General features: G+C 59.6%; 14 protein-coding genes and 2 tRNA genes. 6 read left to right on the top strand and 10 right to left on the bottom strand.

All coding sequences use genetic code 11. The features are described 5' to 3' along the window. Positions 1-5 precede the first annotated feature (5 nt). The 5 genes from IC231_RS00890 (at position 6) to IC231_RS00870 (ending at position 4,804) form a co-directional block, all read left to right on the top strand. Positions 6-80 (top strand) — tRNA-Val (locus tag IC231_RS00890). Positions 81-100: 20 nt separating this feature from the next. Continuing rightward, a tRNA-Val gene (locus IC231_RS00885) sits at positions 101-178 on the top strand. Positions 179-259: 81 nt separating this feature from the next. After that, on the top strand, positions 260-1,873 hold the full coding sequence (locus tag IC231_RS00880) for an ArnT family glycosyltransferase (protein WP_190782742.1): 1,614 nt from the start codon (positions 260-262) through the stop codon (positions 1,871-1,873). Between the two features lie 69 nt (positions 1,874-1,942). Further along, entirely contained in the window at positions 1,943-3,547 is a 1,605-nt protein-coding gene (locus IC231_RS00875; RefSeq protein ID WP_190782741.1) for a hypothetical protein, read from the top strand. Between the two features lie 84 nt (positions 3,548-3,631). Then, positions 3,632-4,804 carry a GNAT family N-acetyltransferase gene (locus tag IC231_RS00870; protein WP_190782740.1) on the top strand — a complete coding sequence of 391 codons (1,173 nt, stop codon included), beginning with the start codon at positions 3,632-3,634 and terminating at the stop codon, positions 4,802-4,804. A 135-nt stretch (positions 4,805-4,939) separates the two neighbouring features. On the opposite strand, the gene coaE is transcribed toward IC231_RS00870, so the two are convergent. From coaE to IC231_RS00830, 8 genes are all read right to left on the bottom strand, one after another. Further along, entirely contained in the window at positions 4,940-5,533 is a 594-nt protein-coding gene (coaE, locus tag IC231_RS00865) for a dephospho-CoA kinase (protein WP_190782739.1), read from the bottom strand. 59 nt (positions 5,534-5,592) lie between these two features. Beyond that, a complete protein-coding gene (locus IC231_RS00860) occupies positions 5,593-6,561 on the bottom strand; it encodes a hypothetical protein (protein ID WP_190782738.1) in 969 nt (322 codons plus the stop codon). A gap of 15 nt (positions 6,562-6,576) precedes the next feature. Beyond that, a complete protein-coding gene (yajC, locus tag IC231_RS00855; protein WP_190782737.1) occupies positions 6,577-6,909 on the bottom strand; it encodes a preprotein translocase subunit YajC in 333 nt (110 codons plus the stop codon). A gap of 117 nt (positions 6,910-7,026) precedes the next feature. Then, positions 7,027-7,548 (bottom strand): DUF1573 domain-containing protein, encoded by a 522-nt coding sequence (locus IC231_RS00850; protein WP_190782736.1) that lies wholly within the window; start codon positions 7,546-7,548, stop codon positions 7,027-7,029. Positions 7,549-7,578: 30 nt separating this feature from the next. Then, the gene (locus IC231_RS00845; RefSeq protein WP_190782735.1) at positions 7,579-8,586 is read right to left on the bottom strand and encodes an isocitrate/isopropylmalate dehydrogenase family protein; all 1,008 of its coding nucleotides are present in this window, start codon (positions 8,584-8,586) and stop codon (positions 7,579-7,581) included. A gap of 181 nt (positions 8,587-8,767) precedes the next feature. Next, positions 8,768-9,079, bottom strand: coding sequence for a YtxH domain-containing protein (locus tag IC231_RS00840; RefSeq protein ID WP_073281000.1), 312 nt, complete (start codon positions 9,077-9,079; stop codon positions 8,768-8,770). Between the two features lie 87 nt (positions 9,080-9,166). After that, positions 9,167-10,351: a transcription antitermination factor NusB gene (gene nusB / locus IC231_RS00835; protein WP_190782734.1), complete on the bottom strand. Its 1,185-nt coding sequence runs from the start codon at positions 10,349-10,351 to the stop codon at positions 9,167-9,169. 102 nt (positions 10,352-10,453) lie between these two features. Further along, entirely contained in the window at positions 10,454-11,542 is a 1,089-nt protein-coding gene (locus tag IC231_RS00830) for a Glu/Leu/Phe/Val dehydrogenase dimerization domain-containing protein (RefSeq protein WP_317173242.1), read from the bottom strand. 271 nt (positions 11,543-11,813) lie between these two features. On the opposite strand from IC231_RS00830, the gene IC231_RS00825 reads away from it, so the two are divergent. After that, positions 11,814-13,601, top strand: a complete 1,788-nt coding sequence (locus tag IC231_RS00825; protein WP_190782733.1) for an ABC transporter ATP-binding protein — start codon at positions 11,814-11,816, stop codon at positions 13,599-13,601. Between the two features lie 25 nt (positions 13,602-13,626). On the opposite strand, the gene IC231_RS00820 is transcribed toward IC231_RS00825, so the two are convergent. Both IC231_RS00820 and IC231_RS00815 read right to left on the bottom strand, forming a co-directional pair. Further along, on the bottom strand, positions 13,627-15,069 hold the full coding sequence (locus IC231_RS00820) for an ArnT family glycosyltransferase (protein ID WP_190782732.1): 1,443 nt from the start codon (positions 15,067-15,069) through the stop codon (positions 13,627-13,629). A 177-nt stretch (positions 15,070-15,246) separates the two neighbouring features. Then, positions 15,247-16,386: an NAD(P)/FAD-dependent oxidoreductase gene (locus tag IC231_RS00815; protein ID WP_190782731.1), complete on the bottom strand. Its 1,140-nt coding sequence runs from the start codon at positions 16,384-16,386 to the stop codon at positions 15,247-15,249. Positions 16,387-16,475 lie beyond the last annotated feature (89 nt).

The following is a 16,475-nucleotide window of genomic DNA, read 5'->3' as shown; positions in this document are numbered from 1 at the left end:
CCCATGGGAGATTAGCTCAGCTGGTTCAGAGCATCTGCCTTACAAGCAGAGGGTCACTGGTTCGAACCCAGTATCTCCCACTATTATTGCCTTACCCCTCGGGAGATTAGCTCAGCTGGTTCAGAGCATCTGCCTTACAAGCAGAGGGTCACTGGTTCGAACCCAGTATCTCCCACCACTAGAAGGACAGCCCTGCCGGCTGTCCTTTTTTGTTTTCCGGCCGGCGTCAGGGCCAGTAAAGACCACTTTGTTTGGGGCTATGCGAGTAAATAATACGTGGCAACTCTGGCTGGTACGCGCCTTTTTCGGGCTTTTGCTGCTAACGGGCCTGCTACTGTTCCGCGACTACGGCGTATCCGTCGATGAGCCCGTAAGTCACGAAGACGGGGCGGTCAGCGGCAAGTACGTTGCGGAGAAGCTAGTTGCAGGCTTCGGCCAGGATGATCCGACGGTATCCGTCATAACGCCTCTGTTTCGCCACCGGGACTACGACAAGGGCGTGGTATTTGAGCTGCCGGTGGCCGGGCTGGGCCGGCTCCTGACCCACGGCAATTCCACGCATTACTTTCTGATGCGTCATCTGCTGATATTCTTAGTGTTTGTGGGGGGAGTGTGGGCGTTGTACCGATTGACCTGGCTAAGATTCGAGCACCGGATGGTTGGGCTGCTGGCGGCTGCTTTGCTTGTGCTGTCGCCGCGCATGTTTGCCGAAGCCTTTTTCAACGGTAAGGACATCGTATTTATGGCGTTGTTCACTCTCGCCATGTATACACTGGCGCGCCTGTTCGAGCGGCCCACGCTGGGCAGGGCCTGTCTGCACGGCATTGCGACAGCCGCGGCCATTGGGGTAAGGATGCCCGGTGTCATCCTGGTGGCTTTCACGATAAGTAGCCTTTGCCTGCTGGCCTGCTTCCCCGGCCCTTCTGATTCAGTACCCAGACGACGCCTATGGAAAAGTGCGGCAGTGTACCTGGCCGTCACGGCGTTGGCAGTAATAGTGTTTTGGCCTTATCTATGGGAGGATCCACTGGTGCGTTTCGCTCAGGTATACAGCCGCGTGAGCCACTACAACTGGGGCTACACCAACCTGTACTTCGGGCAGTTTGTGGCCGCCGACCAACTGCCGTGGCATTATATCCCGGTCTGGCTGTTCATCACTACGCCGCTACCTTACTCGCTGGCGGCCTTGCTGGGGCTCGGATACAGTCTGGGCCGGCTGCTCCGGCATCCGCTCGCTGGCCTTCGCACGCTGGCGGGCCGCCTGGATCTGCTATTTGCCGGCTGGTTGGGTGGCCCGGTTCTAATGGTGATAGTCCTGCGCTCAACCTTGTATGACGGATGGCGGCATCTGTATTTCGTGTATCCGGCGCTGCTGCTGCTGGCGGTGCAGGGGCTGCTGGTGCTATTTCGGGCCGTAGCGGAACGCGGCCGGGCTTATTGGCTGGCCGGGAGCGTATTGGTAGTCGCAGGCCTCGAAACAGCCCGAACCGCTGTTCGCATGGCGCAGCTTCACCCGTACGAGCACCTGTATTTCAGCTTCTTGCCGGCCCGGGTGGTAGAGCAGCAGTTTGAGCGTGACTATTGGGGCCTGGCGTTCCGGCAAGGCCTGGAGTGGGTTATGGCTCACGACTCGGCCCCGCAGGTAACTGTCGCCAGCGACGTGCCGGATATAGTATACGCCAACGCCTTTCTGCTGCCCGCGCCCGAGCAGACCCGCCTACGCCGGGTGCCGGCCCGTAGCGCCGCTACTTCCCGCTACTTCATAGCCAACTACCGCTGGCATCCGCAGCCCTACCCCGACAGTCTGGGGCCGGAAGTGTATACCGTCCGGGCCGGGGGCGTTAAGATTCTTTCTGTCTTTCGGCGGCCCTGATACGGGGCTTCGCATCTTCGTGGCTGACTTGCTGACCACTTATCCGCTTTTAATGCACAGTCCATTTCTATGCTTCTTGCCAGTAGCGCCCGCCGGCTGAGCACGGGCATTTTTTTCGGGGTTCTGCTGCTGCTGGGTGCCTGGCTGCACCGTGACTACGGCGTATCGTGGGACGAGACGAACAACCACCTCAATGGGCTGGTCAACCTCAAGTTCATTGCGTCCAGACTGCTGCCTGCCACGCACCCAATTCAGAGTCACCCTACGTTTGCCACCACGCCTGATATCCTGGATTTCCCGGATGCCCATCACGGGCCGCTGTTCGAAATGAGCGCCGTGGTGTTGAGCTACCTGCTCACCGACCACGATTCCCGCTCCTATTTCCTGCTGCGCCACTTTCTGATATTCAGCATCTTCACTACAGGAGCCTGGGCGCTGTACCGGCTGGGGAGCCACTGGCTGCGCGACTGGCGCTGGGGGCTGCTTGGGGCCGGGCTGCTGGTGCTTTCGCCCAGGTTTTTTGCCGAGGGCTTCTACAATGGAAAGGACATTGTGTACATGGCCTTTTTCACGCTGGCCATGCTCACGTTGCTGCGCCTGTGCCAGCGGCCTACTGTAGCCCGGGCGCTGGTGCACGGCTTGGCTACAGCGCTGGCCATGGACATCCGGGTGCAGGGGCTGCAGTTGGCGCTGTTTACGGTGGTGGGGCTGTGGCTGGAAAAGCGGTGGGGCACGGAGCCACTTCCGGCTCGGCAGCTGCTGCAGGTGGCGCTGGCCTACGCTGGGGCTACCGTGGTGGGCGTGCTGGCCGGCTGGCCCTACCTGTGGGCCCATTCGCTGCCGGAGCTGCTGGAGGTTAGTTCGCACGCCGTGCGCTACCCGTGGGGCTTCACCAACTTCTACATGGGCCGGTTTCTGTTGGTGGGCGAGCTGCCGTGGCACTACATTCCGGTCTGGATGGGCATCACGATTCCGCTGCCGTTCTCGCTGGCAGCAGTGGCCGGCATAGGCGCCGCGCTACGGTACGGCTGGTTGCGCGGGCGGGCGGCCCTGCGCACTCCCGCGGGCCGTACGGGTGTGCTGCTGCTGCTTTGGCTGCTGGGTCCGATGCTGGTAGTGATGCTGACGCATACGGTGGTGTATGAAGGCTGGCGGCACCTGTACTTTATCTATCCGGCGCTGTTGCTCTGGGCAGTGCAGGGCATCCGGCAGCTGGCGCAGCTAAGCAGGCAAACCGGCTGGCGCCGCACCACCGCCCGGCTGGCCATCGGGCTGGGCGCGCTCGAAACGGGCCACACTGCCATCCGTATCGTGCAGATGCACCCGCATCAGAATGTGTATTTCAGCTTTCTGCCGGGCGAAGTGGCCGAGCAGCTTTTCGAGCGTGACTACTGGGGCCTGGGCTACCGCCAGGGGCTGGAGTGGATCCTGGCTCACGATTCGTCGCCGACCCTGACGGTCAACGTGTTCTGGCACTATCCACTCTACAACAACTCCCTGATTCTACCGCCGCAGGACCGGGCCCGCATCCGGTATACGCCCGGCGGCACGGCCCGCTACTACCTGGCCGGCTACCGCTGGCACCCGCAGTCCTACCTCGATTCGCTGGGAACGGAAGTGCATGCCATCCAGGCCGGAGGTGTCAAGGTGCTGTCCGTTTTCCGTCGTCCGTAAGTCTGTTCTTACCTTCGGGCCCGTGTCCGCCAGTCTCTGCTTATCGGCGGGCAGTTCCTTAGCCTCTACCCAACAGCACCTGCTATGCCTCTGCTCGAAGTCACCGACTCTACCCGTGCCCGTCAGTTCCGCGACCTGGCGGAGCGAATCTACCGGGAGCATCCCAACTGGATTCCACCGCTCGACCACGAGCTGGAAGCCGTTTTCGACCCTGAGAAAAACGTCAATTTCAAGCACGGCGAAGCTATCCGCTGGATTCTAACCGATGATGCCGGCGAAGTAATTGGCCGGGTAGCCGCCTTCGTAAATCAGCAGACCGCTCACGCTGATGCCACGCTGCCCACCGGCGGCATGGGCTTTTTCGAGTGTATTGATGACCAGACGGCGGCCAACACACTGTTTGAAGCCAGCCAGACCTGGCTGGCGGCGCGCGGCATGGCGGCCATGGATGGCCCCATCAACTTTGGGGAGCGGGACCGATACTGGGGGCTGCTGGTTGCGGGCTTCACGGAGCCCAACTATGGCATGTTCTACCACCCGCCCTACTATCAGCAGCTGTTTGAAGGCTACGGGTTTCAGGTGTATTTCAAGCAGTATACCTGCTACCGCGAAGTAGCCATGCCGCTGCATCAGGCGTTCAGCGCCGCCGCCGTGCGCTATGCCGAGCAATACCCGACCTTCCAGTTCCGGCACGCCAGCAAGCGCGACCCTGACAAGCTGGCCCGCGACTTTCACCACGTGTACAACCTAGCATGGGCCAACCACAGCGGCATTGCGGCCATGCCGCTGGAAAAAGCCCACGAACTGGTGCGCCAGATGAAGCCCGTGCTAGATGAGCGGCTACTCTGGTTTGCCTATCACAACGAAGAGCCGGTGGCTTTCTTCGTGAGTCTGCCCGAGCTGAACCAGATTTTTAAGCAGGTGGGCCGCAATTTCAACCTCTGGAACAAGCTCCGCTTTCTGTGGCAGAAGCGCCGCTACGAGCAGCGAACCGATAAAAAACTGTTCGGAGTTATTTTTGGCGTGGTGCCGGAGTGGCAGGGCAAAGGCGTGGAAAGTGCCATGATGGTACACGCCCGTGCCGAGTTTATGCGTGCTGGCTACACCGAAATCGAAATGAACTGGATAGGCGACTTCAACCCCCGGATGCTCGCCCTGACCCGTTCCATTGGCGCCCGCATCTACAAAACGCACGTCACGTACCGCTACCTTTTCGACCGGCAGCGGCCCTTCGAGCGCAGCCCTATTATCCGGTAAGCTTCAGATAACGAATAGCCAAGGCTGTCATCCTGAGCAACGCGAAGGACCCTCCCACGCCAGAACAAGTTGTTGCAGCGTGAGAAGGTCCTTCGCGTTGCTCAGGATGACAGTTTTATTTTGCCCCTTCACTACTTACCGACCAAACTGCTCGTGCAGCCGTAGCACCTGCGGAATCAGCAGGTGCTGGTCGTCGTTGCGGATGAGGTGGTCGGCGCGCTGCATCTTCTCCTCCTCACTCATCTGCTTGCCGATAATAGCCAGCACATCGTCGGCGGTGCGGTGCGGGTCGCGGTGCAGCACGCGCGCCTGCCGGACTTCCAGCGGCGCAAACACCGTGATAATCTGGTCCAGCTGACGGTAAGCCCCCGATTCGTAGAGCAAGGCCGCTTCTTTCAGAATGTAGGCGTGGCCCTGCGCCGCACAGTCTGCCGACCACAGCGCAAAATCACGGCCGACGGCGGGGTGCACCAACGCATTGAGGCGGGCCAGCTGCGCCGGATCGGAGAAGGCGAGGCGGCTGATGTGGGCGCGGTTGAGCTGGCCGGTGTCGTCAAACGTTTCCGGGCCGAAAGCAGCCAACAGTTCATCACGGAGCTGCGCATCGTTCACCATCACCCACTTGGCCCGGAAATCGGAATCGTAGACGGGCACGCCCAGCACCTGGAACAGCCGGCAGACCACGCTTTTTCCCGAGCCGATACCGCCCGTAATTCCGATCCGCCGCATACGCTACTGTGAGAACTGAGTAAGTGGATAGAAGCAGGCGAAGGCCAAGCGGGGTGCCGCTAGTCTGCGGGAACCGTGGCAATGCGCACCAGCTTTGTGATAACGCGGCGGCCGCGCACCACCTCAGGCACCTGCGCCAGCACCGGCTGCAGGCTGGAGTCAGGCCCGAAAAACTGACCGTAATGCAGCTGCACGCGCACCTGGCTACGGTCGAGGCGGGCACTATCTTCGGGAAAACATTGCAGCCGCACGCGTACCGTAGCCGGGGTCAGTCGGTATTCGCGGCCGGGCGGAAAGCCCGCCAGCTCCGGCAGCACATCCAGTGCAATGCTCACCAGCGGACGAGGCTGCAGGCGCACCCGCACTTCCTGCACATTGGTTTGCACCAGCTCCGGCCCCCCAATCGGGACGCTCAGGTCGCCGTTGCTGCTGCCGGCGGGTGCCTGCGGCAGATGCACCGGATACGGGTTGGCCAGCGCCTCTACCTGCCTGGCCGGCCCCTGAAACAGCACCTGCGCCGGCATAAAGCGCGCCGCAAAGGGCAGCGCCGAGCCATCGGCAGCCGGGCTGAGGGCCAGCGTAAGGCGGCGGCTCACCAGCCGGTCAAACTCCACCCAGAGCGTGTCCGAAATCAGGTAATTGAACTGTAGTCCCTCCATAGCTGCCTGCAGAGCCGGCCGCACAGCCATGCCTGTCACGTAGCGCGTGTTGGGCAACGCGTACAGGGTTATTTCAGCCGGCTTCACGTCCAGCATCAGCTGCTTGCGCAGCAGCTTCCAGCCACGGCTGGTTACGTTCACGGCTACTTCCGTCGGCAGGGGCTTCACGGGCACGTAGCGCGATACATCGTAGCGCCAAGCCAGCGGATATGTGATGCGGGTGGTATACGTCTTGTTCAGGGCGTTCAGCAGCCAGAAGGTGCTGGCCGCCAGAAAGCATGCCGTTACGGCCCGCCAATAGCTACGCTCCTGCCCGTAGAACGGGCTGAAGAACCAGCGCAGCATACGGGCAGAACGAGCGAGGGGCATACAAACAGGGCTGGATTAGGCCACTGGCGGCGTTTCGACAGCTTTGGCGGGTTTCACTTCGCGGGAAATAGCCGAGCGGTCAAACTTGAGCTTGGTTCCCCGGTCTACCTCAATAATAACCGTTTCGTCGGTGAGGTCAAGCACTTTGCCGTGCAGGCCCCCAATCGTAACCACGGTAGCGCCTTTCACAATGGATTCGCGAAACTTCTTGGCCTCGGCTACTTTGCGCTGCTGGGGCCGGATCATGAAGAAGTAAAGCACTACGGCAATGGCTACCGGAAACAGGTAGGACATGAAGCTGTTGGCGGAAGAAGGCGCAGCTGCCTGCAGGAGAAGAGTAGCAAACATGAGAAGGGTCAATTAGGCAATACGATAGCCGGAAAACAGAAAACGGCAATGAGGTGAAACAGGGCTCCTTGATAACCAGAACCTTGCTTCACCTCATGCTGAGTTGCCTGCTATGTTCTACTGACGAACGGGGCCCTGCTCGCCATCGGGCAGGATGTTGGTCTTGATGGAAATCTGGTTGATGCTAGGCGTGGTGTTGGCACGCACGGCCACCTGCTTGTTCTGGATACCCGATTTACCGTGGCTGTCGAACTGCACTTCAATCGTGCCTTTGCCACCCGGCTGCACGGGCTCCTTGGTCCAGGAAGGCGTGGTGCAACCACACGAAGCCTGCGCATTCTCGATGAGCAGCGGCGTTTTGCCGGTGTTCGTAAACTCAAACGTGTGCTTTACCACAGCGCCGGGCTTGATGTCGCCGAAGTCGTGCTCGGTTTTGGCGAAGGTCATTACCGGCGCGTTGGGGTTGGCTACTTCCGTTTCGGCCGTCACGTTGGGGTTGTCAACGGTCGGGTTGGCAGCGGCTTCCGTAGCGGCGGCGTTCATGCCCTCCGTACCGACTTCGGCCGTCTTATCGTTGGAACAGGCGCCTGCCAGCAAAGCACCGGCAAGCAGGAAAGAAGGAAAAAGAATACGTTTCATGCGAAGAAAAATGTGGGCATAGGCAGCTGCCTATGCATTCTGCAAATTAGCAATAATTGCTTGGGCAAACTCAGTAGTAGTGGCTTTGCCGCCCAGGTCGCCGGTGCACTTGTCTTTGTCTTTGAGCGTCTTTTCCAGCGCCTTCTCAATCTGGTCGGCATAAGTGTGCTCACCGAGGTGATGGAGCATCATCAGACCCGAACGGAGCAGCGCCGTAGGGTTTGCTTTGCCTTGGCCGGCAATGTCCGGGGCCGAGCCGTGTACGGCCTCAAAAATGGCCATATCGTCGCCGATGTTGGCGCCAGCTACTACACCCAGACCGCCCACGAGGCCCGCGCACAGGTCCGACAGGATGTCGCCGAACAGATTGGTGGTTACGACCACATCAAACTGCTCGGGCTTGTTCACGAGCTGCATGCACATGTTGTCGATGATTTTGTCCTCGAACACGATGTGCGGAAACTCGTTGCTGGCTTCCTTGCAGGCGTTCAGCATCAGGGTGCCGGCCATTTTCAGGATGTTGGCTTTGTGAGCCAGCGTTACCTTCTTGCGGCCGTGCTTATCGGCGTAGGCAAAGGCGGCGCGGCAGATTTTGCGCGAGCCTTCTTTGGTAATACGGTTGAACGAGTCGGCAATGCCCAGCCGCTCATCGTACACTTCCAGACCCGAGTACAGGCCTTCGGTATTCTCGCGGAACAGGACCAAGTCAATGCCTTCGTAGCGCGTCTTGATACCGTCGGTGGTTTTGGAAGGGCGCACGTTCTGGTACAGGTCGTACTTCTGGCGCAGCGTCACGTTGATGCTGCGGAAGCCTTTGCCTACCGGCGTCGTGATGGGGCCTTTCAGGGCCACGCGGTTTTTCTCCAGCGACGTCAGCAAGGCCTGCGGAATCAACTCGCCCGATTGGTCGAAGGTCGTCTGGCCGGCGTTCTGCTCTTCCCATTGCACAGGCACCTTGGCGGCAGCGAAAATGTCGGTTACAGCTTTCGTGATTTCCGGCCCAATGCCGTCGCCGGGGATGAGAGTGATGAGATGCATCAAGTAATGAATGAGGGATGGGGAGATGGGGAAGCCGACCCAACCGGCCGGCTATGTTGCCGCAAAGGTACCACGCCAGAATGTGCCGCACATGAAAAATGTGCCGATGTGCCGTTTGCAGAGTGGGAGTAAGCCTCCTGCAAATCAGCGCATCAGCACATTTCGGTCACTGGCGTCATTCTCAACTGCCTTTGCGGGAGTTGATCTGGTTGATGAGCTGATCAACGTCGCCGAGCAGCTGCTCGGCCTTGCTTTTGGCATCCTGAATCACGCGCTGGCCTTCGCTCTTGGCAGAGCTGGGGCTTTGGTCGGCGCGGCTCGTAACAAGGTTCTCAGTGAGGTCGGCCAGCGTCTCGCGGTATTTTTCCAGCTGATAGCTCAGCCAGCTGCGGGTTTCGCGGCCTTTCTCAGGTGCGTACAGAAGTCCGATGACGGCCCCGGTGAGGGCACCGCCCGCGAAGCACAGAATACCGGTAGTGGTTTTGCTACCCATAAAATTGGAAACGTGGCGTGGTGGGAAGAGAGAAAACAACACCTTAATAGACGAAGCAGCCCCCTACGAGGTTGCCCGGCCCAGGGGCTATTGGTTGTCCAAGAGGCCGCGGCCCGATTTGCGAATGGCGCCGCTGGCCGTCAGATCCTGGGCCAATTTATCCAGAATCCCGTTCACAAACTGCTTGCTCTTGGGAGTGCTGTAGATTTTGCTGATTTCGATATACTCGTTGATGGTCACTTTCACCGGAATGCCCCGGAACAGGTGCATCTCGCAGAGGGCCATCTTCAGCAGAATCTTGTCGGTGAGGGCAACACGCTCCACGTCCCAGTTCTGCACCGACTCGGCAATCAGCTTCTCGTATTTCTCGTCGTCGGCCAGGGTTTGCTTGTACAGGCTTTCCGCAAACTCCTTGTCCTCCGTCCAGTTCGCCGACAGCGACATTAGCTCCAGCTCCTCTGTTGCGGCTTCATCGAGCATCTTCACCGTCTTCAGCACCAGGTTCTTGACAATGGACCGGTTTTCTTCCCAGTTCAGGTCGTCTTCCTCGATGTAACGCGGCAGGCTTTCGCCCTTGAACACGTAGGACTTGAAGAGGTGCTTCAGCATTTCCTGGTCCTCGGCGTAGTTGCCGGCCGGAGCCGCCAGATAGCTGATTATTTCCGGGTCCTGCCGCATTTCGTTGCGCCAGGCGCCACGCACCGCCTCCATCTCCTCCTCGCCATGCCATTGCTGGGAGCGACGAATGGTGAGGGCCTGCAGCTGCGTGTTGCTGATGAGCTTCTGAATTGCTTGGTTTTCTTCCAGACGAGTGGTATCCAGCTGCGGCTCAGCCGACGCAATGTGCTTGCGGGCCGCGCGGGCCTTGTCTTCCTCAATTACCTGCAGCAGCGCTTCCGGGATATTGAGCAGGTGCAGGTATTGGTCGTGGATGCTCTCGGCAGCATGAATCATCTGGCCGCCGTAGAAGTTGGCGTCCTTGGCAACCGCCTTCTGGTAGTATTTGATGGCATCCTGCACGGCACCGTACACGTCGGCATCGTCGCCTTTTTCAGGCTCTTCGCCGCTCTTGTACCACTCCTTCAGCACTACTTCGGCCAGCTTGCGCTGCCCTTGCAGTTTGCGGCGGTCCTGCGGCTCCGGTGAGGTAAGATCGGGCGCAAAAGCATCCGCAATCTGGTCATTAGCCAGCGAAAAATCAGACGCAACTGCCTGATGGTAGGCGTAGAGGGCCTGCATGACCTTGATGCGGAGCGTGCGACGGTTGAGCATGAGTTGTCGGGTTGATTGTTGATTGCGGATAGTTGATTGATTCTGGTTGCCGGAAGCCGGGAGCCTACCAACAATCAACTATCCGCAATCAACAATCAGGAATTAATAAGTGGATTTGACTTTGCCCAGCGAGGCAATGCGCTCCTCAGCCTGCCGGATGGCGGCGGCTTGCGGATGGCTCTGCTCCTGCTCGGCTTTGTTGAGCACCTGCGTGGTGTAGTCGTAAATCTTTTCGGTCTGGGTGAGGGCCGTTTGGCGGCTGCCGCCCACTACTTCCGAGTACACGTTGATGAGGCCACCAGCATTGATGAGGAAGTCGGGGGCGTACACGATGCCGCGCTCCACCAGAGCCGGTCCGTGCACGTTTTCGCTCTTGAGCTGGTTGTTGGCACAGCCGGCAATAACGCGGCACTTCAGCCGGTCAATCGTGTTATCGTTGATGGTCGCACCAAGCGCGCAGGGCGAATAGATGTCCACCTCTTGGTCGTAGATTTCGTCGAGACCCACAGCGCGGGCACCGAAGCGGGCAGCGGCTTCCAGCGCACGGTCTTCGTAGTAGTCGGTCACTACCAACTGAGCGCCTTCTTTCTGCAGATACTCCAGCAGGTAGGTACCCACGTGGCCCACGCCCTGCACCGCAATGCGCTTGCCAGCCAGCGAATCAGAACCGAAGGCCTTTTTGGCGGCGGCTTTCATCCCCATATAAGTACCGAAAGCCGTTACGGGCGACGGGTCGCCGGAGCCACCCATGCTTTCGGGCAGACCCGCAACGTGCTTGGTTTCCATCCGGATGTACTCCATGTCCTTGGTGGTCATGTTTACATCTTCGGCCGTGATGTACTTGCCGTTGAGGTTTTTCACGAAGCGGCCAAACTTGCGCAGCAGCGCCTCGGTCTTCATAGTCTGGTCGCCGATGATGACGGCTTTGCCACCACCCAGGTTGAGGCCCGAAATGGCGGCTTTGTAAGTCATGCCGCGCGAGAGGCGCAGCACGTCGTTCAGAGCTTCCATGTCGGAGGCGTAGTGCCACATGCGCGTGCCACCCAGAGCCGGGCCCAGCACCGTGTTGTGGATGCCGATGATGGCGCGCAGACCAGTTTCGTGGTCGTGGCAGAATACTACCTGCTCGTGCTGGTGCTCAGCAATCTGACCGAAAACCGACGTGTCGGTCATTTCTTGGATTTCAACCATGGCGATGGAGAAAATGAGGGTGGGGGAATTTTGGGGGAAGGAACAGAGCGGTACTTGCGTGTTGTATCTTTGAGGAGTGCGCGGCGGCGCGGCACAGCGTTTACGTTGAATGGCTCAAAACCGGCTATTGCTAGTCCGGCACAAAGCCCCGCTCCGTGACACACACCTCAATTCGGGTGCAAAAGTAACCCAATTTCCGGTTACGGCCATTGGCGGCGCTATCTTCGCGACGGACAGGCCGTATGACTTCCGGCTTCTATTCCCTTCTGCCGTGCGCGCACTTTCCGCTACCAATAAATACCTGTTTCGCTATAAATGGCACTTCCTCGGTGGCGTGCTGTTCGTGGCTTTGAGCACGCTGCTGGCCATTTTCCCGGCCCAGATAGTGCGCTACGCCTTCGATTTGGTGAGTGAGGGCATCGGCCTGTACCATCTGTTTGCGGGCACCGCGGCCCAGAGTGAGGTGTATTCGCTGTTCGGGCGCAACGTGTTGCTGTATGGCACCCTCATTATTGTGCTGGCGCTGCTGCGGGGCGTATTTCTGTTCTTCATGCGCCAGACGCTTATCGTGATGAGCCGACACGTGGAAAACGACCAGAAAAACGAAATCTACCAGCACTACCAGAGCCTGCCGCTGGCCTTCTACCGCCGCCACAGCACCGGCGACCTGATGTCGCGCATTTCGGAGGACGTGGGGCGGGTGCGCATGTACATCGGGCCCGCGCTGATGTATTTTATGCAGCTCGTGATTCTGTTCGTGCTCATCGTGCCGCTGATGCTGATGGTGAACGTGAAGCTGACGCTCTACACGCTGCTGCCGCTGCCGGTGCTGAGCGTGAGCATCTTCTACGTCAACACGCTGATTGAGCGTAAATCCGACGAAATCCAACGCTCTTTGGCTTCCATGACCACCTTCGTGCAGGAGGCGTTTTCGGGCATCCGGGTACTGAAGTCGTTTGTGCGCGAAGAAGACTCGCACCGGCAGTTTGCCATTGCCTCGGAGCACTACAAGGACAAGTCACTGAGCCTGAACTTCGTGAACTCGTTGTTTTTCCCGCTGATTCTGTTTCTGGTAGGCTTGAGCACCATCGTCACAGTGTGGCTGGGCGGGCAGGAGGTTATCCGGGGCACCATCACTACGGGCAGCATTGCCGAGTTCCTGATTTACGTGAACCTGCTCACCTGGCCCGTGACGGCGCTGGGCTGGACCAGCAGCCTCGTGCAGCGCGCCGAAGCCTCGCAGGCCCGCATCAACGAGTTCCTGGACCAGAAAACCGACATCGTGTCGCGCGAGAACGTGCAGCAGGAAATTCAGGGCGACATCGTCTTCGACAACGTCAGCTTCACTTACCCCGACACCGGCATTCAGGCGCTGCGCAACGTGAGCTTCCGCATTCGGCCGGGCCAGACGCTGGCTGTCATCGGAAATACGGGCTCCGGCAAAAGCACGGTGGCCGTGCTGCTCTGCCGCCTGTTCGATGTGAGCGAAGGCGCCATCAAAATCGACGGGGTAGACGTGCGCGACTACGCACTAACGAGTTTGCGCGAGCAAATCGGCTACGTGCCCCAGGACGTGTTTCTGTTCTCGGACAGCATCCGCAACAACATCAATTTCGGCCTCGATACTGCCGACGAGGCCCGTATGCTGCAGGCTGCCAAAGATGCCAACGTCTACGACAACATCATGCGCTTCCCAGAAGGCTTCGACACCAAAGTAGGCGAACGGGGCATTACGCTGTCGGGCGGGCAGAAGCAGCGCGTGAGCATTGCGCGGGCCCTGGTGAAGGAGCCCAAAATCCTGATCCTCGACGATTCGCTGTCGGCCGTGGATACCAACACCGAAAACGCCATTCTGGGCGCATTGCAGCGTATCATGCACAATCGGACCAGCCTCATCATTTCGCACCGCGTGAGTTCCGTGAAGCTGGCCGACGAAATTCTGGTGCTCGACGATGGCCGGATTGTGCAGCACGGCACCCACGAAGCACTGATGCAGGAAGAAGCAGGGCTTTATCGGGCGCTCTACGAACGGCAGCTGCAGAGCGAGGACGTAGCGTAGGCTTGCGCGTCAGCACCACTTTTTATTAACGAATTACGCGCAGCGTAGCGCACGAGTCCTGCTGCCACAATACCTCTACTGCGTGCTGCTGCACAAGCTGCTGGCGCTGCTTGTTGCCACAGACTACCACCGTTTCATTAGCAGCAATCTGGTCTATTGCGTTGGCAGGCCGGTAAGTAAGCTGGTGCTGGCGGGTTCGCTCAGCAATGAACCCGTACCATTCCATACTGCCATTGTAGCTCGGAGGCATCAGTAGGGTGTAGGCTGTCAGGACGGGCAGGTTTGCGTGTTGCCGTTGCAGGTGCCGGCCAAACTGCAGCTCAGCCTCTACAAACCGATGGCGGTGCTGAGTCGTCAGGTCGCTCATGAGGTTGGCGTACGGCCCCCAAAGCAGCAGCAACGCCCCCAACACCCACAGCACGGGCGGAAGCACAGGAAGCTGAAAGTGGGTGTGTACCGCCTGTGCCAAGGCTCCGATGCCCAGTGCCGCCAACAGCGCCAGTGCCGGATAGATGGGAGCGTCGTACCAGGTGAGCTTGGTTTGCATGCTACTGAGCAGCAACAGATACCAGCCTACCCAGACGCCGCACAGTACAGCCAACTGGTATTCGGATGTGGTGCGGGCATGGCGAATGCCTAAGCCGAAGCCAACTACAGCAAAAGCCAGCCAGAACGAAAACTTGAACTCTGCCAGTAGGCTCGTATACCAGCCTACAGACTCCTGGTGGCCCTCCAACGATCCGCCGGCGCGGCCGCCTAGCTCATTAGCCCAGACAGCAGCTAAATACCCCGGTCCGGCGGCTTCCCGAATGGCATAGTAGCTGCCCACAATACCTATCACTATCAGTCCGCACAGGTATACGTCACGCCGCCGCCACAACGTAGGCAGGTGGTCAGTGAAGGCCGCGGCCAATACCAGGGCCGGCAAGCCCAGTACTCCCGCCACCCCTTTTGTGAATACCGCCAGCGTGAAGGCGGCTGCGGCCAGCCACAAGGCGCACCGCGACTCGGTGGCTAAGTATCGTCCGAAAGCCAGTACTCCCGCAGTTGTCCAGAGCACCAGCAAGGCATCATAGTCGCCGGTGCGCGCTACGTGCCAGCCCACATAGCCGGGTGCCGAAACCAACACGACAGCGGCCAGCCACCCCAGTAGCGGCCCGCGCAAATAGCGCTGGCCATACCAGAACAACAGCAACGTAGTAGCCAGCGCCGCCAGCGCCGCTGGCAGTCGTACCGCCAATTCCGTGTAGCCCAGCGCCTGAATGCTCAGCGCCTGCAGCCAGATCATCAGCGGAGGTTTGGTGTTCCACAGGTCCGGCTGGTCCTGGTACATCGTGATAAGCCACTGCTGGTGCTTCAGCATCTGGGCCGCGTTCAGGGCCAGCCGCGACTCGTCCCAGAGCTGCATGGGCGCGCTACCCAACCGGAAAAAGAACGAGAAGAATGCCAGAGCCAGTAAAAGAAACAAGGCCAGGCAGACTGCAAGTCTGGAAGAAGAGAACGTAGACAAACGGGAGAGATGCTATAATTATGTGATGCAGACGTAACGCGTATTCTCGGCACAATATTCGGCATTTTCCTTAGCCTCCTGAACGTGAAGAGTTGTGTGTCTTTGCTGTATGATCCTGCTGGCTGAAGCACCTGCTTACCGACACAGCATCTCTGCCGCCCGCCGGCCTACGCCTGCCCCCAGCGCCACGCCCATGCCGTTGCAGCGCAAGGCCCCGAACACGCCCGGCGCCAATGGCCGCACAATTGGCTCAAGTTCCTTCCCGAAGGCCATAACGCCACTCCAGCGGTAGTCGATGCGTACGGCGCGGCCGGGCAGAATTACCTCGCGCAGCAACTGCTCCAGGTAGTGCTGCACCTGCGGTGTCAGGCCGGGCTCGGTGGTAGCTTCGGCTTCAAAGTTAAGGTTGCGGCCACCGCCGAGCAGAATACGGCCGTCAATCTGCCGGAAGTAGGTGTAGCCCTTGTCGTAGTGGAAGGTGCCGGGCAGGTGCAGGCCGGCTATAGGCTCCGTAACCAGTACCTGCCCACGGCCGGGCTGCGCATCCAGCTCCGGGAAAAACTGGCGGCTGAAGGCATTGGTAGCCAGCAGAACCTGGGGCGCAGCCAGTGGCCCCAGCGAAGTTTGGATATTGACCAGGTTGGAACCTGATTCAAGGGCCTGCGCGGCACAACCGTGCAGCACCACAATGCCTGCCGCCCAGGCACGCCGCAGCAAGGCTTCCATCATGCGGCCGGTATGTAGTGCTCCTTCGGCGGTGTTTTCAAGCATCACCTCGACTCCTGAAAAGCCGGTAGCAGGCAGGTGGGCCGTGGCGTCGCGGAATACTGCCGGTGTCCCGATGACGGATGCCAGTAGCTCGTTGTAGTACGGTACGGCCGTGCGGCAACGTTTCGCCAGCTCTGCCTCGGCAGGCCGAAACAGTTCAAACCCGCCGACCGGCTCGTAGCGCAAGGCCTCGTCGCCGAGCAGGCCCCGCAGCTCACTCAAGCCTTCCCAGCGGGCCTGTACTACTTGCAACAGCGCAGCCGTGCCCCCACGTGCTTCCTGCTCCAGCAACTCCGATATGCTCCCGAAGCAGGCAAATCCGGCGTTTTTCGTGCTGGCTCCATTGGGCAGCGTGTCCCGCTCCAGTACCAGCAAGCGCGCACCAGGGCGCAGCTGCCGCAGGTGCAGCGCCGCTGTCAGCCCAACTAGTCCTGCTCCTATAACAACGACATCGAAGCCGTGCAGAAACGTCTGATGCTCCCAATAGGAAAGCGTTGGAATACTCATCCGGCGAAAGTAAGTAGTCCCGGGTTCTTGCCTGATTCCGCCAGCCCGGGCAGTAAGCGGCTACGGGGTATTTGTGCATAAAAAAAGCC

The sequence above is a fragment of the Hymenobacter duratus genome (assembly GCF_014698995.1).
In the GTDB taxonomy this organism is placed as follows: domain Bacteria; phylum Bacteroidota; class Bacteroidia; order Cytophagales; family Hymenobacteraceae; genus Hymenobacter; species Hymenobacter duratus.
Note: the sequence above shows the minus strand (reverse complement) of the source record. Positions and strands in the feature narration are given on the sequence as shown.